Source organism: Legionella sp. 27cVA30, from assembly GCF_024160945.1.
GTDB lineage: Bacteria > Pseudomonadota > Gammaproteobacteria > Legionellales > Legionellaceae > Legionella_A > Legionella_A septentrionalis.
This window is the reverse complement of sequence record NZ_JAMYXK010000002.1, coordinates 699910-723849: the sequence shown is the minus strand read 5'-3', so window position 1 is coordinate 723849 and position 23940 is coordinate 699910. Positions and strand designations below refer to the sequence as shown.

Genomic DNA, 23940 nt, shown 5'->3' with positions numbered 1-23940 from the left:
TGAGGCTAACAATTTCGCACCGCCAAGCTTATAAGCATTTTTTATTTTAACAATTCATTGCTCAAACTGCCTGTAACTTAAAACAATTATAAAAATTTTGGGTAGTTTGTGCGGCAACGGTTTCATACTCCACCCTCAGTAAATCACTAAGTGCCAAAGCGACGTATTTTACCAAAGCTGGATGATTCTGCTTACCACGAAAAGGTACAGGAGCAAGATAAGGCGAATCGGTTTCAATGAGGATGCGGTCTAGGGGAACTTTTTTAGCTACTTCTTGCAAGCTCGTTGCATTTTTAAACGTTACAATTCCGGAAAAAGAAATATAAAAATTTAAATCCAATGCCTGGCGCGCAACCTCCCAACTCTCTGCAAAACAATGCATAACCCCGCCGATTTCATCGGCTTTTTCCGCGCGTAAAGTCAGAATGGTATCTTCAGCTGCTTCGCGCGTGTGCACAATCAGTGGCTTGCCAGAAATGCGGGCTGCCTGGATGTGTTCACGAAAGCGCTGGCGTTGCGACTCGCGTGCTTCTTCCGTCGCAGTACGGTAGTAATCGAGGCCAGTCTCGCCAATGGCTATACAACGTGGATGGGTAGCCAGGGAAAGAAGCTTTGTGGCAGTAATTTCTTGGTGCATTAATACATTTGGGTGTATACCCGCCGAAATATAAATGTTTGGGTAATGATTGGCCAAATCATACAAAGCAGGTAAATCCTCAAGCTCAATGCACACGCATAAAAACTCTTTTACGCCATTTGCTTCTGCTTGGTTGATAACCAGGCACAAATCATCATTAAATTCCTTTAAATCAAGAGTATGCAAGTGGCAATGAGAATCGATTAGGGAAGAGGTTTTCTGGTTCATAAGATATGCATCATATAGTGTCTGTCATCTGGCTGGATTTTAACATGCCCGCTAAATAGGTTTCTATCTTGTTGGCGAGATAGCGCCCCTGCTCGCCGATGAACTGCACGCCAATACCAACCGGCTTATTCCCTTGCGCACCTTTCGGTGTGAGCCAGACTACCTTCCCTTCTACGGCATCACTTTCCGGCTCATCAAGTAACCTTACAGATAGGTTTACTGCACTGCCTAGCTGGTAATTCTGGGTGGTGCGAATAAAAAGCCCGCCACCTTTTATAAAAGGCATGTATGCATGATAAAGTGCGTCTTCGTCACGGAAAGAGCAAATCAATAATTGCGCATCTTCAGCCATCGATCACTCGCAAATATCCTAATAACAATTGTTCCAATGTTAAAATCGGATTGATGTTTATATTATGGTTGATCTTTCTTAACACTGCATTGATTGCATCCAATTGCATAAATTGATAATAAGGTTCTAAAAGAGAGCAAAAATGCTCGAATTTACTGGTTTCTTTCTGCCCATTACTGTCCTGATTCAGTTGCCGATAAATGGTTTGTGCCGTTAAAAGATGCAAAAACCATAACAAATCCCGCAAAGGATATACAGCCCATTGCGCCGCTACTGTACAGGGAGAAATTTTTTTTTCAATCAAGTCGCACAAAGTGGAGAGTATGACTTCTTTCTGCCGTCCTAATTCTGCACGCACAGAATCCTCAGGATAAAATTCAGTCAATCTTAAATAATTTCTCACTTCTGAAAATTGAAAAACTTCGGGAAACACGAATTTTTGACAACGGCTTAAAATAGTTGGTAATAAATTATTGATGTGTTCTGCTATAAGGATAAATAAGGTATGCTTGGGCGGTTCCTCAAGCACTTTTAACAGCGCATTCGCTGCAGCTGTGTTCATTTTATCAGCTGACTCAATGACAATAAGCCTGTACCTGCCTCGTTGCGGTGTTTGATACACATCTTGCTGCAGGGAGCGGATAGGCTCGATCTTAATTACACTATCTTCGTCTTCCGGCTTGATGATATAAACATCCGCATGGGTTCCCTTTAAAAGAAGTGTGCATTCACTGCAATGGCCACAATATTTACCTTCTTTGCAGAGAAGATGCCCTAGCAGATGCTGAATAAATAGCTTAATTCCTATATGCCTTGGGCCTGTTAATAGAATCGACTGCGGAAAACGCTGTTTTTCAAGCAAAGGTTGAAAGCGCTCCCACAGGGTGGCATGGATTTGTTCCAAACCGGCAGAATGTTGTACTTGCATAAGATTTCAGCATCCTCTTAACTCATTGCATTACATTCGTAAGTTAGAACTTTCTAACATTGCGTATGAGTAACCCAATCGGCTATGTATTTTTCCAATCCCGTGTAAATTAAATGTTGCACGGTCCCAAGAGGTTGAGTAGCGTCAATCATAATGACATGCTGTAGGTTTTTAAGATGGTCATGATAAGCAGCATAGACATCATCAAAGAAAGCAAGCGATTCTTGTTCAATTCGATCTGCTTTGCTGCGTTTGCGGGCACGCTGCAAACCTTTCTGTGGCGATACATCCAAAAAAATAGTTAAATCAGGTTGCAAGCCTGCCAGACAAAAATCAGATAACCGCTTGATCATACTGGAATCCAATTTCCGACCACCGCCTTGATAGGCAAATGTAGATAATTCAAAGCGATCCGATAAAACCCAACCTCCCCTCTGCAACGATGGGCGTATCACTTGTTCGATTAATTGAGTCCTGGCCGCATAAAGTAAAAGCAGCTCGGCACGCGGATCCAATGGCTCATCAGGCGCTATTTCCTTGATTAAATTGCGTATCATTTCCCCAACGCGGGTGCCACCGGGTTCACGCGTAAGAGTTAACTCAATTCGCTGATTGGATAAAAAGCGCTTGATGAAATTAATCACCGTGGATTTGCCCGCCCCCTCCAATCCTTCAACTACAATAAACCGCCCTTTATTCTGCATGTAAAATCCTTCAACCGCCTGCTCAGCGGCGGCTGTACTTGTTAATGGCTGCTTTTTGTTGTTCATAAGTTACTGAAAAATGATGGCTGCCATCGCCTTTGGCAACAAAATATAAATAATTCGTGTGTTCAGGGTGCGCGGCGGCATCAATTGCATCCTTACCTACCATAGCAATTGGTGTAGGTGGCAAGCCTCTATAAAGGTACGTATTATAGGGGGAATCAAAGCTCATGTCTTTATGGGTTAGTTTTCCTTTATACTCATCCCCCAATCCGTAAATCACGGTGGGATCCATTTGTAAGGGCATATTTTTACGCAAACGGTTTATGATTACCCCCGCTATCAATCGCTTCTCATGAGCGAGGGATGTTTCTTTCTCCAGAATGGAGGCAGTAATTAATAACTCATAAGGCGATTTGTAGGGTAAGTTGGGGGAACGTTTTTCCCAGCTCGCGGCTAGATAGTCCTGCAATTGTTGATGTGCATGCGCCAATAATTGTTTGCTCGTACTGCCCGCATCATAATGGTAAGTATCTGCCAACAATAACCCTTCCGCATTAGGGTATTTCCCAGTAATGGCAAGCCAGTCTACAGGATCATAGTTTAGATAAGCAGCGCGTTTAAGATTTATGGCAATTTGCGCCTGCGTTGTGCCTTCAATGATTGCAAACGTTTCCTGCAACACATCGCCTAAAGCAACTCGCCGCAGGAATTGTTGAGCTGATTCTTCCGGCTGAATCTCATAAATACCTGCCTTAAGTTGTTGCGACAAATCCTGCATGCGGATCAGGATTAGAAATAAACGTTTGGATTTGATTAAACCTCGTTCTTTTAAGATACGCGCAAAAGAATAAGCAGACGTGTTCTTATCAAGGCGAACGATTTCATGGCTGCCCATCGGTCGATAAAGCAGTTGATATACATTAAATCCTACGATTGCGGAACCAAAAAACATTACTATTGCACAGGCAATAAGAATAAATCTTATCCAAAAACGCTGCATGAGGACCTCATGGTACGGAATGTGCTGATTGAGTTTACCTCAAACCATAAAAATCTGAATTTTGAAGCTGCGCCCATATGCACAACTGGAAAGTTTGCCTCAAAGCAGCTTGGAGCCACTCTGTCCTATCAATGGGAACGTATGACTATTAAACAGGATGGAATATCCACCCTGTTTAACTGCAGGTTAATCTATTTTTTTGAACAGCAAACTGCCATTCGTACCTCCGAACCCTAAGGAATTACTCAGTACATAATTAATTTGTCTTTCCTGTGGCCTATGGGGAACGTAATTCAAATCGCAGCCTTCATCCGGATTATCCAGGTTAATCGTTGGCGGAGCTATCTGATCGCGAATAGCCAATACACTAAAAATAGCTTCCACAGCGCCAGCCGCGCCTAACAAATGGCCCGTCATGGACTTGGTAGAGCTTACTGCCAAATTATAAGCATGTTCTTTAAATACGCGTTTAATTGCTTTGGTTTCGTTTAAATCGTTTAAGTAGGTGGAAGTGCCATGCGCATTAATATAATCCACCAGGTCAGGAGAAATTCCTGCATCACGTACAGCATTTTCCATAGAACGGGATGCACCATCGGCATCTTCATCAGGAGCGGTGATGTGGAATGCATCACCCGACATGCCGAATCCTACGAGTTCTGCATACATTTTAGCACCACGGGCTTTAGCGCGTTCATACTCTTCCAGTACTAAAATTCCGGCTCCCTCACCCATGACAAAACCATCGCGATCTTTGTCCCATGGGCGTGAAGCTTTTGCAGGCTCCTCATTGCGTTTGGATAGGGAGCGAACTGCAGAAAACCCTGCCAGACACAGTGGGGTTGTTGTCATTTCTGCACCACCGCACACCATGACATCCGCATCGCCATAAGCAATCATTCTTCCGGCAAGTCCAATATTGTGCGTCCCTGTGGTGCAAGCCGTGACTACAGAAATATTGGGGCCTTTCAATTGATGTTTGATGGAAATTTGCCCGGCAACCATGTTAATGATACCTGCCGGGATAAAAAAGGGAGATACTTTTCTAGGGCCGCCAGCAAGCAATTTTTCCTGGTTATTGGTAATCGTTTGGATACCACCGATCCCTGCCCCTACGGCAACGCCTGCACGATAAGACAAAGCTTCATCTATGGATAGATTTGCATCGGCTAACGCTTCGTCTGCAGCAATCATGCCATATTGAGTAAACACGTCCATCTTGCGTGCTTCTTTAAGCGGCATGTAATTTTCAACGTTAAAGTTTTTTACCTTGGCCCAAATTTTGGTCGGGTATTCACTGGTATCAAAATCTTCTACCGGGCCAATACCGCATACACCCGCCAGAATATTACGCCAGGATTCTTCTACATTTAAACCGACTGGAGTTAACATCCCCATGCCGGTTACTACAACACGCCGCTTATTCAATGAATAACTCCTCAATATCAGGATTAGGCTTCTTCTTTGTTCAGATTAGCCTCAATATAATCAATCGCTTCTTGGATGGTGGTAATTTTTTCAGCTTTTTCATCTGGAATTTCTGTTTCAAATTCTTCTTCCAGTGCCATAACCAATTCCACGGTATCTAAAGAATCAGCGCCTAAATCATCGACAAATGAGGCATCATTTTTTAATTCATCTTCTTTAACGCCCAATTGCTCAACAACAATCTTACGAACGCGTTCTTCTACTGTACTCATAAAATGTGTTTCCTCTTCAGTTATAAAAAAATTTTTGCGGGTAGTTTATTCTATTCTTCAGATAACGCAAGTTTCTTCAGAATCTATAGCAAAAATCGAGCTTCAAAATACTCATTTTCGCACATACTAATCAAAACACCTGCATGTATGCGTTATAGCCATTTACTCCATGTACATGCCACCGTTGACATGAATTGTCGCACCGGTAATATAATTTGCATGATCCGAAGCAAGAAAAGCAACGGCTTCGGCAATATCCTCTGCCTTTCCTAACCGTCTTAATGGAATACGTTTTAACATTTCCTCTTTTACCATATCCGGTAAAGCTGCAGTCATATCGGTATCAATAAATCCTGGAGCGACTACATTTACCGTAATACCGCGACTGCCGATTTCTTGTGCCAATGATTTTGAAAAACCAACAACACCGGCTTTAGCAGCCGTATAATTGGTTTGGCCTGAATTGCCGCTGGCTCCCACAACTGAGCCAATGCTGATAATCCGTCCCCAACGTGCTTTAAACATAGGCTTAATACAAGCTTTGCTCAGACGGTATACAGAGTTTAAATTGGTTTCGATAACACGCAACCATTCATCATCTTCCATCCGTAATAATAAATTATCACAAGTGATCCCTGCATTGTTGACCAAAACAGAAGGTAATTTATTTTGATCTGACAAAATGGTCAGCAAATTTTCAATACTGTCTTTGCACGTTACATCCAAAACCATACCGATGCCGGTTAAATTTTCTTGCAAAAACGCATCGCTGATTGCTTTTGCTCCTTCTTCCTTGGTTGCAGTGCCCACCACGTAAGCCCCTTTTTGAGCCAACGTTAAAGCAATTGCACGCCCAATCCCGCGGCTTGCACCGGTTACCAAAGCAATTTTCCCCTGTAAATTACTCATGAAATTGCATCCTCTTTTAATAGCATGTCCAAACTGGACTGATCATTTACGCTAAGTGTTTGCAGTGATTTGTCAATACGCTTCACCAAACCGCTTAACACTCGGCCCGGACCACATTCAATTACCCAGTCGATGCCATTTTCTTTCATTAACTGGATCGTCCGCACCCATTGTACCGGCCGGTAAAGCTGTTCTTTCAATAACATCCGTATTTGCTCGGCAGATTCATAAATACTTAAATCAACGTTGCTGATGACTGGAACCTGCGGGATTTTGAATTCAGCTTGTGCCAAATATTCGGCAAATAAATCAGCTGCTTCTTTTAACAAGGGACAATGGCAGGGAACGCTTACTGGAATAACCCTAGCCATGCGGGCATCTTGTGCTTCCGCTAAAAGAATTGCCTTCTCTACTGCAGCAGCATGTCCCGCTATCACCACTTGCCCTATTGCATTAAAATTTGCCGGAATAACTTGTTCATCCGCCGTGCTGGCTTCAGCGCAAACCAAAGTAACTTGCTCATCGCTTAGCCCCACAATGGCGGCCATAGCACCGCTGCCTAAGGGCACGGTACTTTGCATGAGCTGGCCTCGCTTCGCTACCAGCAATGCAGCGCCTGGCAAACTTATGGCACCGGCGCACACCAATGCAGCATATTCTCCCAAACTATGGCCTGCCATCATGGCGGCAGGGATAGCAGCCGATTGCTGCAAAACACGATAAACAGCTACATCAGCAGTCAACATCGCTACCTGAGTAAATTCTGTTTGATTTAGTTTGCCTTCCGGATCTTGTTGCACCATGCGCCAAACATCATAGCCAAGAGCATCCGAAACTTCTGCAAATAAAGCAGTAACCAAAGGAAAACGGGTGGCCAAATCATTTAACATACCGACCGTTTGCGAACCTTGTCCAGGAAACACAAATGCAAAATTCGTCATAATTTATCCTCTAATTCTGATGGTCATCAGGCGGGAATAGATTTGAATTAATAGCGGATTACCATAGCGCCCCAGGTCATTCCACCACCAAACGATTCCAGCAACAAAAGATCTCCACGATTAATGCGCTGCTCGCGGATGGATACATCTAATGCCAAAGGAATGGATGCTGCAGAAGTATTGCCTTGATGCTCAATGGTCACAATGACTTGCGACATGGGAAGCGATAATTTTTTTGCTATTCCCTGAATAATACGGATATTGGCCTGATGCGGAACCAGCCATTTGATATCTGATTTCTGTAAATTACTGGCAGCAAGGATTTCATCCACAATATCACCCATGATATTGACTGCAATTTTGAATACTTCATTGCCGCGCATGCCAATCAATGGCCTTGGACCCTCGCTAGTATGAGTTGCATACGTTAACAATTTGCTCTCATCATAAGAGGCATGCAAAACGCTGCCCAGAATTCCTGGTTCGTCGCTGGCGCTTAAAACCACTGCCCCGGCACCGTCTCCGAATAAGACGCAAGTGGAACGATCCGTCCAGTCAACAGCCCGTGACATACTTTCACTGCCAACCACCAACACATGCTGGGCAGTTCCGGAACTAATGTATTGCTTGGCAATATCCAGCGCATAGACAAAACCGCTGCACGCAGCACTCACATCAAATGCTGGAATAGGACGGGAAACTTGCAATGCGTGTTGCACATGACATGCCATGCTTGGGAAAAAATGATCCGGTGTACAGGTAGCAACAACAATTAAATCAATTTGTTCAGCGCTCAGTCCTGATGCTTCAACGGCCTTTAGGGCAGCCTGACTGGCCATAAATGATGTGGTTTCATGAGCTGCAGCAATGTGGCGGCTGCTGATTCCGGTGCGGGTAACAATCCATTCATCACTGGTATCAAGCGTTTTTTCCAATTCTTTATTGGTAAGTTGACGCTCAGGCAAATAACTGCCTGTACCGCTAATAACCGCATTTTTCATAACATTAAACCTTGATTAATAAAGTCCGTAATTTGATTGCGAACTAAATCCACCACGTTATTTTTAACTTGCAAAACAGCTTCTTCAATTGCAAATTGAAAAGCCATTTCACTGGCACCGCCGTGGCTTTTAATAACAATACCGTTTAGACCCAACATACTCGCTCCATTATAGCGGGCTGGATCCATGTGTTTTTTAAGGTGAGACAAGGCAGGACGAGCAATTAAGCCAGCCAGTTTAGTCAGCCAATTCCGCGTGAATGATTCCTTGAGTACAGCAAGCATTAACTTGGCTAAACCTTCGCTAGCCTTAAGCGTTGCATTCCCTACAAAACCATCGCAAACCACCAAATCGACTTCGCCCGAGTAAAATTGATCACCCTCAACATACCCGACGTAATTCATCACCTTGCATTCAGCAAGCATATGTGCCGTGCGCTTGACTTGATCGTTGCCTTTAATTTCTTCAACACCGATATTAAGCAAGCCGATTTTAGGTTTGGGAATATTGTCCACTGCCTGAATCAGGGCAGAACCCATTATGGCAAATTGAAATAAATGTTCTGCACAAGAATCGACGTTGGCGCCCAAGTCAATCACGCGTGTCTTGCCCTTTCGCGTAGGCAATTCCGCAATGATTGCAGGCCGGTCAATGCCTGGCAGGGTTTTTAAAACAAAACGTGCAGTAGCCATCAAAGCGCCCGTATTGCCGGCGCTGACGCAAGCTTGCGCCCGTCCTTCCTTCACCAAATTAATGGCAACGCGCATGGACGAATCTTTCTTGTTACGCAATGCATGAGACGGCAATTCATCCATAGCCACGACTTCCGACGCGTGAACAACAGAAAATTGCTTATTGCCGAACATTCCCTGCTTCTTCAAATGCTTATTAACCTGATCTTCGTCACCCACCAGCAATAACTTCAAACCAGGATTATTGCGAACTGCACGCGCACAAGCCGGGATCACTACATCCAAACCATGATCCCCGCCCATCGCATCAATGGCAATGGTTATCGTATTCAAGGACATTACTCTTATTCGTCGTCTTGTTCGTATGCGCTTCCAGTGTCAAGAACTTTACGTCCACGGTAATAGCCGTCGGGGGTAATGTGATGGCGCAAATGTGTTTCGCCAGTGGTTTTATCTACAGATAAAGTGGGCTTGGTTAATGCGTCATGAGAGCGCCGCATATCACGTCGGGAACGTGATTTCCGGTTTTGTTGAACAGCCATTGTATTACTCCTAAACAATTTGTTTTTTCATAAGGTCGGAATATTACCGATTTTTTATTTGCAATCCAAGTATTGTTGCTAGAAATTGTATGCTTCGTGCAGCAACACAGCATGTTTTAAGAAAAAAATGATTAATATTAAAACCAATAGAGCGCATTATATACTTTTAAGTGAATAATTACGAATGCATTTCGTTTTCCTCGTGGATAAAGGAGCGAGTTTCCACATCGCAATCTTCTAGATTTTCATGCTTTTCCGGTGTAAATAAATACAAATCATCAATCAGTATTTCCGTCAAATCAACCTGGCTACCCGGCAATACGATGCATTCATATTGCTCCATTAAGCGCTCGGCAATTTCATCTTGAGAACATATGGCTATTTGCGTTTGATTCTCATAAAGGAAAGGGAAAGCCGTCAAACAACGTTGGCAAATGATGCGCACATCCCCTCGTGCTTGTAAGCTTAACAAATAGTAATCGTTTCTTTGTTCTACCTGGATGTCGCAAACGAGCTGGCAAACCCCATCAACATGAGGTGGTAAACGATGATCCAAACGGATCGCAAAAGATTGGGCATTGGCTTCTTTCGCCAAAGTTTTTAAACAAATTTTCATAGCGTCATGAATGCTTATAATTAGATTAGTATTAAAGTGAAGACCTGCAGGAAATGGGCAGATTACCGCAAATTGTCACTTCATGTAGTATAGCGTAAAATATACAATTTTTACACACACTGAACTTGCTATGGGACTTACAAGAGCCAAGGTTATTGTTGGGATGTCAGGCGGCGTTGATTCTTCCGTCGCGGCATGGTTATTGCGTGAACAAGGCTATCAGGTGGAAGGCTTGTTCATGAAAAACTGGGAACAGGATGATAAGGATGATTATTGCGCAGCGGCGAAAGATTTGGCCGATGCGCGTGCCGTTTGCGAACAATTGGGCATTCCGCTGCACAGCGTCAATTTCGCCGAAGAATATTTGCAACGGGTTTTTAATCATTTTCTGCATGAATATGAAAATGGACGTACCCCAAATCCAGACGTGCTGTGCAATAAAGAAATTAAATTTAAAGCATTCCTTCAGCATGCCCTGACATTAGGCGCAGATTTTATTGCCACGGGGCATTATGCCAAGGTGCATGTGACGGATGGCAAAGGAGTATTATGCAAAGCCAAAGATCGGGAAAAAGATCAAACGTATTTTTTGCATGCAGTCAATCCACAAGCCCTGGCTAAAACCCTGTTTCCAGTTGGCGATTATTTAAAATCGCAAGTTAGGGAATTTGCCCGAGATTTAGGCTTCATCACTCATGATAAAAAAGATTCCACCGGGATTTGTTTTATTGGAGAAAAGCGTTTTAAAGCTTTTCTCAATGAATTTATGCTGGCAAAACCGGGCGATATCAAAACGCCTTTTGGTGACATCATAGGCCGACATGATGGCTTAATGTTTTACACCCTGGGTCAGCGGCAGGGATTAGGCATAGGCGGGACACGGTTGGGAGGCGATGCACCCTGGTACGTGGTCGATAAAGACATGGCCAGCAATACGTTGATTGTGGCCCAGGGCAGCCATCATCCGATGCTCTACGCACAGGGATTGATTTGTGGTCCAATTCATTGGCTATGCGAGGCACCTGAATTCCCGCTGACTTGTCATGCAAAAACGCGCTATCGTCAACCTGAACAAGCATGCGTGATTTCACCACCGGATAAGAACCAACATTATGTCATGTTTTCAGAGCCCCAACGTGCCGTAACCCCTGGACAGTATATTGTGTTTTATGACAAAAACCGCTGTTTGGGCGGTGCTACTATAGAACATATTATCCGCTGACTATAATATAATTATTTATTGTACAAAATTACCTTATCCTGGAGAAATTATGGCTGCAACTCATGCTTTACCCGAAATGGAAGAGACCATTCATTTTACAGTCAGTGCGGCTGACAAGGTGGCTTCTTTGATTGCCGAGGAAGAAAATCCAAACCTTAACCTGAGAGTCTATATAACGGGAGGCGGATGCTCCGGCTTTCAATATGGCTTCACCTTTGATGAAACCATTAATGAGGATGATACGGTTATCGAACAAATTTGCTCAAATGGTGCAAGTTCAGTGAAACTACTGGTTGATTCAATGAGCTATCAATATTTGCAAAAAGCTGAAATTGACTATATACAAAATATTCAAGGTGAGCAATTTGTCATCCGCAATCCAAATGCCAAGACCACCTGCGGGTGCGGCTCATCTTTCAGTATTGAAGAGGAGAACTAGAAGCATAAAGCAGGCGATCAGCGATAGCCCGCCTCAATAGGGTTTTATTACCACTTTTGAGCCAATATGCAGAAAATTTTGATTCAGCCAACGCGCATCATGCGGCTTGACGCGGACACAACCATGGCTTGCATTGTAATTAGGTACATCCGGCGAGCCATGAACTGCATAATATTTGCTGAAAAACATGCAATAAGGCATCGGGGCACCTCCTTTTCCTACAGGGTACCGGGAAGAACGGCAACTGGAACCGCCCTTGCTGATCACGCTGTAAGTACCGCTCGGGGTTTTGCAAGATCGTTTTACATCAGGGCAATATCCCCTTCCTCCCGAACCTTTGCCTGAACGCACCACCTTGCCATTTTTAATAGCCTGCCAGCGCAACGTGCGCGGATTATAGACAAATGTATTAACTGCTAATTGTTGATTTAAAATTGAAAAGGAGGGTTGGACTGCATCATTAAGCACTTCGGCCAATGCCTTGGGAGAAGCTGTGAGGAAACTGAAACCCAACATCCCTAAGAAATACCATTTAAGATTAAATTTTTGTATATCTTCCATGAGAAAGTCCAATATTTATACAATTTATTATAAATATAGTATAATAACTGCCCACATCAAGTAAATAATTATCAAACTTTCTGGCTCGCAACCAGCCTATGAGAAAGTTATCCTTAAGCTCCATGGACAATTGGCACAACCGACTTTGGCGAGCAACACAAATTTATGAACTTTATTTATTCATTGGCATTGCGATCTGCATCGCTGCCAAACATGGAGCGCTTGGACTCACAAAGGCCGCCGCACTAGACCATACGTCTTTTAATGTGCGTATCAATGCAATCTATACCGCGATGATGGATCGCTTCGTTGGCAATTTCGCACAAGGCCGTCAGGCAGTAATCGACAGGAACCCACCGGAAGAATGGGAAAACCGGAAGAAATTGCCGCAACCGTTCTGTGGATTTGTGCGGATGCAGCAGCATTTATGATTGGGCATGCAATAGTTGTCGATGGCGGACAAACGGTTTAACGCATCCTGCTTAGGCAGGATGCTGCATACACACCCTAATGTAAATTATATTTTTTATCATCTGTTTCATAAAATAAGGAATGCGTTTTGAAATCTTCACAATCAGCCAGCAGCAAGGGTTGTTTGGGTGTGTGTTTTTTTGTTAATGCAGCCATGGATACATTTGGGCTTCTTTCTTTTTTATCAAAAAGAATATCAGCTCTTATGCCATCATGGCTTTCCCGCTGTCGCACCCCATATGCTGCTGAGAATTGCACTTCACTCATGATGCCCATTATGGTGAGATAATCCTCATATGCGCTCCATACCGGACCTTCAATTGCGTCTAGGTGAATATTTCGCGCAGGACTGCCTGGTAATTTGCGCACCACATGAAGAAATTCATGACACAATCGCACATGAAACGGCACAAAACATGCGCCTTTCTCGTCAAAAACAAAGCTGCCCTTAAGCAAATCACTCAAAATATGCAGCGGTTTTTCCCGCATGGCTATGTATGCGGGAGCTTGCTGCAGATCCTGATATTCAACAGGTAAGGCAATTGGGATCATGAACAAGGAAGCTGTTTTCTTATTTTTTTGTTGGGCCAAATGTTGTTCAAGTGGCGATGAAGCCTCTATCAATTGCCTCTCGACTTGAAGAAAAGCAGGCAAATTAAGCGAAGCAACCCCTATATCTGCTTTTCTTGGAAAAGAAAATACTGCGCTCAATTGCAAGGGGTAATTTTTAAAACCAGCCTCCAGAGCTTCAATTAGAAATTGCCCATGCCGAGTATGTGCCTCTTTGGCCAGAGTAAACAAAATTAAAGACTGGGCAGTATGGTATAAATGCTTCATGTTCACCAATGCAGCAGGATTTTGCTGGAATGCTGCCGGCGTTTTTGCTATATCGTATTGAATGTGATTGGCTATGGATTGCAAGCGCTGCCAAACTCCATTCGAACTGGATTGAGCCGCCTCCTGAATTGCCCCCGGCACCAAGGGCGCTAGTCGTAAAGTTAAATTAATCATGCTTTCGTTCATGTGCTGCAACACGTCAAGCTTGTTCCCTACTTTTTTCAACGGAGCTTTAACAGATAATCCTTCGAGAACTTGATTCAATAACGAGTAAATTTTTTGCTCTATCTCTGCGGCTGCCCTAAAAAGCCGTGCAGGTTTATCTCCAAAGCGCAGTCTCTCGGTGTATTCAGAAATGATTTTTTTAATTGCCTGATTCCAATTTGCGGGGTTTGCATCTAATGAAGACACTGCAAATTCAATCTTGCGCAATTGCCCCAATTCCCTAAGCAAAATATCACGCAGCAAAGCATGGGTTAGTGCAATTTTAGTAGTAGTCATATCAACAACGGCTTATTTGCTTTTTTGGATTACATAAAGAATTATAGTATCCGTTTAAACAGTTTACTAAGAATACGCCCGCCCTATCTTTTATTGATTAAATCAACGGGGATTGGGCTTTTACCTAATTTTCCATATAATCAATGGCCTTTAAGGGCAGCTAACAGATACAGGGAGGAAACATGAATCCTTATAAAGAATTATTTGAATGTTTATATGAATTAATTAATGTACAAATTGATAAATATGTTGCCCTTGCAACCAGAGGCGTTGGGCCAGATGCTCGTTTAAATAGCAAACTGGTCGCAAATGAGGTAGATGAGTTGCTTACTTTTGCCCATCAATTATGCGTTTTGATGCACAATAAGGCTTGGGATATGCAAGGACACCGTGTATACGAAACCATTTTTAACCAGATTAGATTTTATATTGTACAAGAACAAACTCGCGCGCATGCAGGCTGGCTGCTTGATGAAAATAATTTTCACCTGGGAGTAAAACAAAGAACCGATGCGCAACTGGATAAGCTCAATAAAATTGCAGAAACCACAAAAGTTAACATTTTGGCAGCAAAACCCTTAACAGCCACGCAAAAGCAATGCGAGCATGACAGCATCGAAATTGCTTTCTACATTCTAGACTTGGCAAAGCAAATTAAAGCAAACCCGACTATGCAATTCGATCCGCAATATAAAATACCGAAACATGCCCAAGAAATAATGAGAAAAAATGCTACAACGCGGTACGGGCAATTTGCCAATGAAATTGATCAACTACACGAAAAATATAAGCTTTTCCTGGAGACATCCGACCTCGAAAAAGAAACGGGTAAGCTGCAGGCCAAAGAAGCAAAAACTTATGCAGAAAAACATAAAAAGAATTGTCAGACTTTGTTAGAAAAATATAAGAAAATAGAACCGAATTCCAAATTATTCGCAGAAGATTATCAACTTCCGTCCATAGAAACCGGGGTAAGCTCATCTCACTCACAAAAAATATTATTTTTTAGCGGCATTGCCCTAGTCACGGGTTTGGTAGTATTCATGTTATGCGCTTACTTCAAGAAACTTCAGGAAGAACCTTCGACTAGTCCAAACGTCAAGTTTCAATAAATCACCGCAGCAATTCCGGATAAACTGGCTTTGTCCGGATGCTCTTTCAGTAATTGCTAGCATTATAACAGTGTCTACTATATAATCACATTGATTTTATAATATCCAGATAAAATGCGAACTTATCAGATGCGGCCTAATACGAGCACGCGATTACTTTCCCTCGATGTATTTCGTGGATTAACCATTGCCATCATGATTCTGGTGAACAGCCCCGGCAACCGGGTTGCTTACCACTGCTTGGAACATTCGAGCTGGGATGGCTGTACTTTGGCCGATCTGGTTTTTCCTTTTTTTATTGTTATCGTCGGTATTTCATCCGTACTCGCTTTAACCCATTTAAAAACAAAAGGTTTATCGAACTGGCAATTATTGATAAAGCTAGGCAAACGAAGTTTGTATATCTTTTTTTTAGGAATATTGCTTAATGTGCTGCCTAACCATTTTGATCCCTCCCATCTCCGTGTGATGGGGGTATTGCAGCGAATCGCCCTTTGTTATTTGTCATCCTCAGTATTGTTTTTGACTACCACCATGAAGACTCAAGTTTTCATCATTGGGATTTTGCTGGTTGGATATTGGCTTTTACTCATAAATTTTCCTGCAACCGATCCACTCTCTTTGCAAACCAATATAGTGGGGTATTGGGATAAGCTCTTTTTTTCTTCACAGCATTTGTATACGCCAATGTTTGATCCGGAAGGCCTTCTTAGTACCCTGCCTGCCATCGCATCAGCCTTATTTGGGAATATAGCTGGCTATTGTCTGATTTCTTCGCGCACAAAAGCACAAAAACTGCAGTGGATGGTATGTACCGGTCTTCTCCTCATGGTTCTCGGTTGGTTGTGGGGTATTGTGTTTCCATTCAACAAATCCCTTTGGACAAGCTCTTATGTCTTATGGACAAGCGGTTTGAGTTTTATAGCATTATCGCTTTGTTTTATGCTGATTGAAATTAAACCGCCTGGCAAGTGGGCAAAGCCTTTCTTGCTATTTGGTAAAAATTCACTTTTGGTATATGTCTTGCATGTTATTTTTTTAAAATTGCAAGCGGTTGTCCTCTTGCATAATGCAACGGGTGAAGTTATCAACCTGCGCTTGTATATTACGGAATTTTTATTCAGCCATTTTTCGCCCAAAAATGCTTCATTCAGTTATGCAATTTTGTATACGCTATTTTGGTTAGCGGTGCTAGCATATTTAACCAGGCGCAGAATACGAAAGCAAAATCAATATGCAATTAAGGCATAATAACCAGCAGCTAAAATTCACGCAACGTTCTCAAGTTTTTTTTACGGTATTCTCAAGGGGAATCTGAGCACTTCTAGCTCAGATGACTTCGATTTCTTCAGACCAAAGCTCAATACCTGATTTTTTCTTCAGGAATTGAATGAATTCGTTATGAGCACTTAACTCTTCCGCAGTTGCATAAAGCACCGGCGAACTATTGGTTAACGGATTACTGGTCTGAGTGATTGTTTCTGTTGCCCGTCCCACTGCTGCATGCTCGTCATCAAATAACGTGGTCTGGCCACCGGTCATGGCTAAATAAACCCAAGCCAAAATTTCAGCATCAAGCAAAGCGCCGTGCAACTGACGGTTGGAATTATCTATTTCATAACGTTTACAAAGCGCATCTAAACTGTTGCGCTGGCCAGGATGTTTTTTCCTGGCAAAGTCAAGGGTATCGAAGATACGGCAGTGATGTTCTAAAGAAGTCGGCCAATTGGCCATTTTCAATTCGGCATTTAAGAATCCGACATCAAACGGCGCATTATGGATGATTAATTCAGTATCACCAATAAACTGCAGCAAGTCATGGAGTATATCTTTAAACAAGGGTTTGTCTTGCAGAAATTCAGTACTTATTCCATGAACTTTAAACGCTCCTTCTTCTACTTCGCGTTCTGGGTTTAAATAAATATGAAAGTGCTTACCGGTTAATTTTCTATCAATGAGTTCAATGCACCCTATTTCAATGATGCGATGACCATTTTCATGCCCTATACCCGTAGTTTCAGTATCCAGTACGATTTGCCGCATATTAATTACTAGTAAAAATAAAAGCACAACATTATTTCATGTTCCTAGAAAATATACAAAAGAGTAAGTGACGGCAAAAAATGGATAAAGAAAGGCGGTCAATCCTATGGAATTTCTGCGGGAGCTTGGATTCGCATCAGGAGGTGAAGTCCACTTAGCTTAAAAATCAAGACATTAAGGGCTTTGCCTAGCAAATTTTAAGCAATTGCTCGATAGCTTCATTGGCCAAGCGATCCACTTGTTCATTTTCAGGATGACCGGAGTGTCCTTTGACCCAATGCCATCTAATTTGATGAATCTGCGCCAAATTATCGAGTTGCTGCCAAAGATCCGCATTTTTAACATCTTCTTTTTTTGAATTGCGCCATCCTTTTTCTTTCCAGCCTGAAATCCAGCTGGTCATGCCCTGGCGTAAATATTGCGAATCAGTATATAAATCAACCTGACACGGTCGCTTTAATGCAGCCAATGCCTGGATGGCTGCGGTAAGTTCCATACGGTTGTTGGTGGTATGGCTTTCAGCTCCGCTCAAGGTTTTTTCATTACCGTTATAGCGCAGCAACGCTCCCCAGCCGCCAGGGCCAGGGTTGCCTTTACAAGCGCCATCTGTATAAATTTCAACACTCATTGCAGTCGTATCATTCACTAAAATTAGCCAATGCAAATCCGCCATTTAAGATTTGCTGCTTGATGATAGCAATATCCGGTGCAAAATAGCGATCGTTTTCATATGGGTCAACATGATTCCTGACTTTTTGATATACTTTTTGCAATTTTGGAGACGTGGTTAAAGGAGTGTGAAACTCCAAACCTTGGCAAGCAGCTAACAATTCTATGGCAAGAATGGTGGCGGTGTTATCAACCATGTGTTGCAGACGGAGTGCTGCACTGGTCGCCATCGATACGATGTCTTCCTGATTTGCTGAAGTAGGCAAGCTGTCCACGGAGTGTGGGTGTGCCAATGCTTTATTATCGCTGGCGCATGCCGCCGCGGTCACATGCGCAATCATAAATCCTGAATTTAAACCACTTTCCTTCACTAAAAAAGCTGGTAAGCCGCTGAAATTTTTATCAATGAGCAAAGCGATGCGCCGCTCCGAATTTGCGCCCATTTCTGCAATAGCCAGAGCCAAATTATCAGCAGCCATCGCAATGATTTCACCGTGAAAATTCCCTCCAGACAAGACTTCCCCCTCCTCGGCAAATACCAGAGGATTATCGGAGACAGCATTGACTTCTGCCTGTAATGTCTGCCCAACAAACTGCATTTGGTGCAACACAGCACCCATAATTTGCGGCTGACAACGCAAAGAATAAGGGTCTTGCACGCGTGAACAGTGGCGATGTGATTCGCGGATCTCGCTTTTGCTCAATAATTCGCGATACATTGCCGCCACATCGCATTGTGCCTGATGGCCGCGCACAACCTGGATACGAGCATCAAAAGGGACATCGCTCCCGCTTGCAGCATCAACAGACAAAGATCCGGCCAATACAGCCGCTTCAAATAACCACTCGCTCTTGAAAAAAGCATGCATGCATATAGCTGCCGAAACCTGCAAACCGTTAATCAAAGCCAACCCTTCTTTAGGGGCCAACTCCAATGGCTGCAACCCTGCAATTTGCAAACCCTTCAATGCGCTGATTTGCTCCCCTTGATGCCGCACTTCGCCTTCTCCCAACAAAGGTAACGACAAATGCGCTAAAGGAGCCAGATCGCCCGAAGCGCCAACTGAGCCTTTACTGGGAATACATGGATATACTTCTGCATTGTAGAGCGTACATAAGGCAGCGATCAGCGTCTTGCGAACCCCTGAATAACCTTGCGCAAGGCTATTTATTTTTAGTAATAAAATCAGGGCGACAATTTCGTCTGATAATAATTCACCACTACCGCATGCATGTGAAAGGATTAAATTACGCTGCAGCTTTTGCAATTTATCGGCAGAAATGGCTGTCGTTGCTAACGAGCCAAAACCCGTATTGATACCGTAAACGGTTTTTTTCTCATTAACAATTTCGCGTATGGCCATCTCCGCTGCAGCTATATTCACCCAACAAGCTTCATCTAAAATGCAAAGTTTATGCGCGGCAACTGCTTGTTTTAACTCTTGCAAACTCAAAGCCCCTGGCGTTAATATCCATTCATTTGTCATGATTGGCTCCGCTTAATTCTTCCATGGGAAGCCACAAATGATGTTCGGCTGCACAGTGTTTGGCTAATGCATACCCTGCATCGGCATGGCGCATAACCCCTGTAGCCGGATCATTATGCAATACACGGGCTAATCTTGCCGCCGCTTTTTCTGTACCATCCGCAACTATAACGACGCCTGCATGTTGAGAAAATCCCATTCCTACACCACCACCGTGATGGATACTTACCCAGGTGGCACCGCTGGCACAATTTAACAAGGCATTTAAAAATGGCCAATCCGACACCGCATCACTGCCATCCAACATGCCTTCTGTTTCACGATTGGGGCTAGCCACTGAACCCGAATCCAAATGATCCCTGCCGATTACAAGCGGAGCTTTTACTTGACCCGATTTCACCAGATCGTTAAATGCCAAGGCTAACCTGGCTCTGTCTTGTAAACCTACCCAACAAATTCTTGCCGGTAAACCCTGAAAAGCTATCTTACTTTGCGCCATATCCAACCAACGATGTAGATGCTCATCATCTGGAATTAATTCTTTGACCATCCGGTCGGTAATATGGATATCTTCTGGATCGCCCGATAAGGCAACCCAACGGAACGGGCCTATCCCCTCGCAGAAAAGCGGCCGGATGTACGCTGACACGAAGCCAGGGAAAGAAAAAGCGTCTTTGACACCGGTTTCAAAAGCCATTTGGCGAATATTGTTGCCATAATCAAACACAGGAATGTTGCGTTGCTGAAAACCAAGCATAGCTTGAACTTGCATGGCCATGGATTCCTTCGCCGCACGCACCACTTCTTCGGGATTGCTTTTTCTTAATGCAGCCGCTTTTTCCAGCGTCCACCCACGCGGCAGATAACCATTTAGCGGATCATGCGCACTGGTTTGATCAGTGACCATATCAGGCCATATGCCGCGTCTTAGCAATTCTGGATAAATGTCTGCAGCATTGCCCAATAACCCTACCGACAAGGGCTGCTTGTTTTGGCAAGATTCCTGAATCCAGCTCAATGCTTCTTGCAAATTATCGGTGCTCTTATCCAGATAACGCGTATGCAGACGTTTTTCGAGGCGGGCGGGATCACATTCCACTGCCAGCATACTCGCACCGGCTATCGTGGCGGCCAGCGGTTGCGCACCGCCCATGCCGCCCAAGCCAGCCGTCAAAATCCAACGCCCGCTTAGATCACCCTGGTAATGTGTTTTTCCAGCCGCTACAAAAGTTTCATACGTACCTTGGACAATGCCTTGCGAGCCTATGTAAATCCAGCTGCCTGCAGTCATTTGCCCATACATCATCAAACCTTTTTTATCCAGTTCATTAAAGTGTTCCCAGGTAGCCCAATGGGGAACCAGGTTTGAATTGGCAATCAACACACGGGGCGCATCTTCATGCGTTTGAAAAACCCCCACTGGCTTACCGGATTGTATTAATAAAGTCTCATCCGCTTGCAAAGCTTTAAGCACATCGACAATCTTGTCGAAACATTCCCAGTTGCGCGCCGCGCGGCCTATTCCACCGTAAACGACCAGTGAGGCAGGAGCTTCTGCGACCTCAGGGTCCAAATTGTTACACAACATGCGCAATGGCGCTTCGGTCAGCCAGGTTTTAGCTTGTAATTGAGGACCGCGGTTGGCACGGATATGCCGCTTGGTATCGATGCGTGTGGTCATTCGTTCTCCTTGTACACACGGGCAAAATAAATCCATCTATAACAATCCGGGATATACTAGAGAAAAAAATTATTGCAGGGAAGTGAACCTGTGTTTATTTCTTAAAAAGAACATTGGGCACGATGTCTGTTAGATCATTTTTATCCCCGCAAATTGCTGCAGAACGGCAGCCATCTGTAAAAATAATTCTCATTATGGTATACTGGGCGCATTTCACATTCATGTAGTATTGTTGTGCGAAACGGACAAGTAAGTCATCCTTCTTCCTTAAAAATTTTCTTTGCAACTGAAATGTGGGAACGCTACGGTTTTTATATTGTGCAAACCTTGCTTGCCCTTTATCTCGTTATGTACTTTGGTTGGGAAGATGATCGGGTATATCCACTGGTGGGATCTTTTACTGCCCTGACCTATCTTTCGCCTGTCATAGGCGGCTGGATTGCTGATCACCTTTTGGGACAAAAACGCAGCATCATGCTGGGGGCTGGTATTTTATTTTGCAGCTACCTTTCATTGAGCTTCCTAACCTCCGCTTCCGGGCTGACTTTATCCCTGGCAGGTATTGCCGTGGGTACGGGATTGTTAAAACCCAATATTTCCTCTCTACTCGGAAATGAATATCCGGTGGGCTCACCAAACCGTGAACGAGGTTTTACTATTTTTTACATGGGCATCACCACTGGCATCATTTTAGGCTCAACCCTGCCCAGCTATATTCAATCTTATTTCGGCTGGTCAGCTTCGTTCTTGAGTTCCACCATCGGCATGTTGATTGCCGCTTATACTTTCGCCTATGGCGTCCGCCATTACGGCATAAAAGATTACTCGGATTATCCTTTAACGTTTAAAAATGTGTTGTATGCAAGCCTGTTAATTTTATTCATGTGGCAAGGCGCTTTTTATATTCTCAAAAACCCTAAATTAGCTGACGCCTTATTTACTATTATTGGCTTGCTGTCACTAGGGTATTTAATCCTAACCATCTCGCAAGAATCAAAATTACAAGCCAGACAAACTCTTATCATCGGGCTACTCTGTTTGATTTCAGTTATGTTCTGGGCATTTTATTTTCAAATGTTCTTGTCATTAACACTGTTTTTAAAACGCGTGGTACAACCCACATTGTTTGGCATGCCTTTTCCTCCACCTTATTTTGTAGCAGTGCAAAGTTTGGGAATGATTGTCTTTGGACTCTTTTTGGCCCGTAGTCAAAAACAAACGACACTATCTCAATACAGCATTCGCGTTGGAAATAAATTCCTGCTAGCCATGTTGTTTATGGTGGCAGCTTACCTGCTAATCACAATGGTTTGCCGGTTTAATATTGGCATTGCTCTGCTTTCTCCTTTATTCTTCATTCCTGCCTATTTGTTAATATCCATGGCAGAGTTATTATTATCGCCGGTCGGCTTATCAGCCATCACCATATTGTCTTGCCACAAGAAAGTAAGCACCATGATGGGTATTTTCTTTGTTTCCCTAGGTTTGGGTGGATTTTTATCTGGCAAACTGGCTGCCATCACAGCCATATCCAAAGGTGAGTTGGATCGATTATCCAATCTGGAGTTAAAAGTTCATTACGCGGCAACATTTAGTGAATTGTTATATATTTTATTAGGCGCGACAATAATCTGTTTTGCCTTAAACCGGATTATAAAATTTTTACTGACAGCACCCACCTATTCTTGTGCTACCGGGCAAGAGACGATTATTCCTAGTTAACAAGCTTGTTACTTATTCATAATGGAGCGGGCAGATAGGAGAGGTTTTGTGTCATGAACAAATTACTGTTATTATCCACCCCCTTTATTACATGATTTATAAGATTTATATTTATGTCTGATACACATCCGCTTTTAAATACACTGAAAAACTTATTGGATGATATCCAAGCCAGCGATATTACCGTGATAGACGTCAGAGAACAAACCACAATCACCGACTATATGGTTGTCTGTTCGGGCCGGTCTTCACGGCATGTGAAATCAATAGCTGAACGCATTATGGAAGGCATGAAAGAGGCAGGGTTGCCGGCGTTAAGCAATAATGGCTTGGAGAGTGGTGATTGGGTTTTGGTTGATTTTGGTGATTTTGTGGTGCACGTCATGCAGCCTGAATCCAGGGCCTTTTATAATTTAGAAGGGTTGTGGCAAGAAAACTCTTAATCATGTTCAAAATTACCCTGGTTACTCTTGGCAATAAAATGCCTCTCTGGGTTCAGCAAGGCATGCAGGAATATGCCAAACGTCTGCAAGATGGCATACAATTAAGCCTCATAGAAATTCCGTTAATCCGTCGCGGCAAATCTGCAGATTTATCCCGGATTTTAGAAAAAGAAATGGCATTGATGAGTGCAGCCATCCCTGCCGGCGCCCGGCTCATTGCCCTGGACATGAAAGGCGAAATGTTCAGCAGTGAAGGGTTGGCAGCAAAATTAGCCCGGTTACAACAAGTCAACAGCCATGTATGTGTCTTAATCGGCGGCCCGGAAGGACTTTCGTCGCAGCTAATCAAACGCAGCCACGAACAATGGTCTTTATCCAAACTCACCCTGCCGCATCCATTGGCACGTATTGTCTTCATTGAAGCCATTTATCGAGCCTGGTGCATATTGCACCATCACCCTTATCATAAATAAGATTTTTTAACCCCCAGGCAGCGCAC

General features: G+C 43.5%; 27 protein-coding genes. 8 read left to right on the top strand and 19 right to left on the bottom strand.

Annotated features, from left to right (window positions below):
- Positions 1-61: 61 nt before the first annotated feature.
- The 13 genes from NKV53_RS08655 to NKV53_RS08595 form a co-directional block, all read right to left on the bottom strand.
- A complete protein-coding gene (locus NKV53_RS08655) occupies positions 62-865 on the bottom strand; it encodes a TatD family hydrolase (RefSeq protein ID WP_127111450.1) in 804 nt (267 codons plus the stop codon).
- A gap of 10 nt (positions 866-875) precedes the next feature.
- Positions 876-1217: a PilZ domain-containing protein gene (locus NKV53_RS08650; RefSeq protein ID WP_126954597.1), complete on the bottom strand. Its 342-nt coding sequence runs from the start codon at positions 1215-1217 to the stop codon at positions 876-878.
- Complete coding sequence (locus NKV53_RS08645; RefSeq protein ID WP_126954596.1) at positions 1210-2145, bottom strand: DNA polymerase III subunit; 936 nt, start codon at positions 2143-2145, stop codon at positions 1210-1212. The genes NKV53_RS08650 and NKV53_RS08645 overlap by 8 nt, the downstream gene beginning before the upstream one ends.
- Before the next feature lie 53 nt (positions 2146-2198).
- Complete coding sequence (gene tmk / locus NKV53_RS08640) at positions 2199-2849, bottom strand: dTMP kinase (RefSeq protein WP_253350984.1); 651 nt, start codon at positions 2847-2849, stop codon at positions 2199-2201.
- A gap of 22 nt (positions 2850-2871) precedes the next feature.
- Complete coding sequence (gene mltG, locus NKV53_RS08635) at positions 2872-3852, bottom strand: endolytic transglycosylase MltG (protein WP_127032468.1); 981 nt, start codon at positions 3850-3852, stop codon at positions 2872-2874.
- 186 nt (positions 3853-4038) lie between these two features.
- Positions 4039-5280: a beta-ketoacyl-ACP synthase II gene (fabF, locus tag NKV53_RS08630; RefSeq protein WP_126954593.1), complete on the bottom strand. Its 1242-nt coding sequence runs from the start codon at positions 5278-5280 to the stop codon at positions 4039-4041.
- 23 nt (positions 5281-5303) lie between these two features.
- A complete protein-coding gene (gene acpP / locus NKV53_RS08625) occupies positions 5304-5552 on the bottom strand; it encodes an acyl carrier protein (RefSeq protein WP_025385412.1) in 249 nt (82 codons plus the stop codon).
- 162 nt (positions 5553-5714) lie between these two features.
- Positions 5715-6461, bottom strand: coding sequence for a 3-oxoacyl-ACP reductase FabG (fabG, locus tag NKV53_RS08620; protein WP_127032469.1), 747 nt, complete (start codon positions 6459-6461; stop codon positions 5715-5717).
- Positions 6458-7402 (bottom strand): ACP S-malonyltransferase, encoded by a 945-nt coding sequence (gene fabD, locus NKV53_RS08615; protein ID WP_126954591.1) that lies wholly within the window; start codon positions 7400-7402, stop codon positions 6458-6460. Before fabD ends, fabG begins: the two co-directional genes overlap by 4 nt.
- Positions 7403-7449: 47 nt before the next feature.
- Entirely contained in the window at positions 7450-8403 is a 954-nt protein-coding gene (locus NKV53_RS08610) for a beta-ketoacyl-ACP synthase III (RefSeq protein WP_126954590.1), read from the bottom strand.
- Positions 8400-9428 carry a phosphate acyltransferase PlsX gene (gene plsX / locus NKV53_RS08605; protein ID WP_126954589.1) on the bottom strand — a complete coding sequence of 343 codons (1029 nt, stop codon included), beginning with the start codon at positions 9426-9428 and terminating at the stop codon, positions 8400-8402. Before plsX ends, NKV53_RS08610 begins: the two co-directional genes overlap by 4 nt.
- A gap of 11 nt (positions 9429-9439) precedes the next feature.
- Entirely contained in the window at positions 9440-9637 is a 198-nt protein-coding gene (rpmF, locus tag NKV53_RS08600) for a 50S ribosomal protein L32 (RefSeq protein WP_126954610.1), read from the bottom strand.
- 178 nt (positions 9638-9815) lie between these two features.
- Positions 9816-10253, bottom strand: coding sequence for a DUF177 domain-containing protein (locus NKV53_RS08595; RefSeq protein WP_126954588.1), 438 nt, complete (start codon positions 10251-10253; stop codon positions 9816-9818).
- A gap of 130 nt (positions 10254-10383) precedes the next feature.
- Between NKV53_RS08595 and mnmA the strand changes: the two genes are divergently transcribed.
- Positions 10384-11475, top strand: coding sequence for a tRNA 2-thiouridine(34) synthase MnmA (gene mnmA / locus NKV53_RS08590; protein ID WP_126954587.1), 1092 nt, complete (start codon positions 10384-10386; stop codon positions 11473-11475).
- Positions 11476-11524: 49 nt separating this feature from the next.
- Entirely contained in the window at positions 11525-11914 is a 390-nt protein-coding gene (erpA, locus tag NKV53_RS08585; protein WP_199737578.1) for an iron-sulfur cluster insertion protein ErpA, read from the top strand.
- Positions 11915-11947: 33 nt separating this feature from the next.
- On the opposite strand, the gene NKV53_RS08580 is transcribed toward erpA, so the two are convergent.
- Positions 11948-12475 (bottom strand): L,D-transpeptidase, encoded by a 528-nt coding sequence (locus NKV53_RS08580; RefSeq protein WP_233579588.1) that lies wholly within the window; start codon positions 12473-12475, stop codon positions 11948-11950.
- Between the two features lie 364 nt (positions 12476-12839).
- On the opposite strand from NKV53_RS08580, the gene NKV53_RS12040 reads away from it, so the two are divergent.
- Positions 12840-12947 (top strand): SDR family oxidoreductase, encoded by a 108-nt coding sequence (locus tag NKV53_RS12040; protein ID WP_199741507.1) that lies wholly within the window; start codon positions 12840-12842, stop codon positions 12945-12947.
- 35 nt (positions 12948-12982) lie between these two features.
- Here NKV53_RS12040 and NKV53_RS08570 read toward each other — a convergent pair whose 3' ends face one another.
- Positions 12983-14284 carry a hypothetical protein gene (locus tag NKV53_RS08570; protein ID WP_126954586.1) on the bottom strand — a complete coding sequence of 434 codons (1302 nt, stop codon included), beginning with the start codon at positions 14282-14284 and terminating at the stop codon, positions 12983-12985.
- A gap of 182 nt (positions 14285-14466) precedes the next feature.
- Between NKV53_RS08570 and NKV53_RS08565 the strand changes: the two genes are divergently transcribed.
- Together NKV53_RS08565 and NKV53_RS08560 are read left to right on the top strand one after the other, a co-directional pair.
- Positions 14467-15396: a hypothetical protein gene (locus NKV53_RS08565; RefSeq protein WP_253350982.1), complete on the top strand. Its 930-nt coding sequence runs from the start codon at positions 14467-14469 to the stop codon at positions 15394-15396.
- A gap of 114 nt (positions 15397-15510) precedes the next feature.
- Positions 15511-16647 carry an acyltransferase family protein gene (locus NKV53_RS08560; RefSeq protein ID WP_127057016.1) on the top strand — a complete coding sequence of 379 codons (1137 nt, stop codon included), beginning with the start codon at positions 15511-15513 and terminating at the stop codon, positions 16645-16647.
- 78 nt (positions 16648-16725) lie between these two features.
- Here the strand turns inward: NKV53_RS08560 and dnaQ are convergent, their stop codons facing one another.
- The 4 genes from dnaQ to hutU form a co-directional block, all read right to left on the bottom strand.
- The gene (gene dnaQ / locus NKV53_RS08555; protein ID WP_253350981.1) at positions 16726-17439 is read right to left on the bottom strand and encodes a DNA polymerase III subunit epsilon; all 714 of its coding nucleotides are present in this window, start codon (positions 17437-17439) and stop codon (positions 16726-16728) included.
- A gap of 187 nt (positions 17440-17626) precedes the next feature.
- A complete protein-coding gene (gene rnhA / locus NKV53_RS08550; protein ID WP_253350979.1) occupies positions 17627-18067 on the bottom strand; it encodes a ribonuclease HI in 441 nt (146 codons plus the stop codon).
- Between the two features lie 10 nt (positions 18068-18077).
- Positions 18078-19595, bottom strand: coding sequence for a histidine ammonia-lyase (gene hutH / locus NKV53_RS08545; RefSeq protein WP_127032474.1), 1518 nt, complete (start codon positions 19593-19595; stop codon positions 18078-18080).
- Positions 19585-21276 carry a urocanate hydratase gene (gene hutU / locus NKV53_RS08540; protein WP_253350977.1) on the bottom strand — a complete coding sequence of 564 codons (1692 nt, stop codon included), beginning with the start codon at positions 21274-21276 and terminating at the stop codon, positions 19585-19587. The genes hutH and hutU overlap by 11 nt, the downstream gene beginning before the upstream one ends.
- A gap of 234 nt (positions 21277-21510) precedes the next feature.
- On the opposite strand from hutU, the gene NKV53_RS08535 reads away from it, so the two are divergent.
- The 3 genes from NKV53_RS08535 to rlmH all read left to right on the top strand — a co-directional run bounded on the left by NKV53_RS08535 (position 21511) and on the right by rlmH (position 23914).
- Positions 21511-22998: a peptide MFS transporter gene (locus NKV53_RS08535; RefSeq protein ID WP_371923186.1), complete on the top strand. Its 1488-nt coding sequence runs from the start codon at positions 21511-21513 to the stop codon at positions 22996-22998.
- A gap of 113 nt (positions 22999-23111) precedes the next feature.
- Positions 23112-23441, top strand: coding sequence for a ribosome silencing factor (rsfS, locus tag NKV53_RS08530; RefSeq protein ID WP_126954579.1), 330 nt, complete (start codon positions 23112-23114; stop codon positions 23439-23441).
- 2 nt (positions 23442-23443) lie between these two features.
- A complete protein-coding gene (rlmH, locus tag NKV53_RS08525; RefSeq protein WP_253350973.1) occupies positions 23444-23914 on the top strand; it encodes a 23S rRNA (pseudouridine(1915)-N(3))-methyltransferase RlmH in 471 nt (156 codons plus the stop codon).
- The last annotated feature ends 26 nt before the right edge of the window (positions 23915-23940 follow it).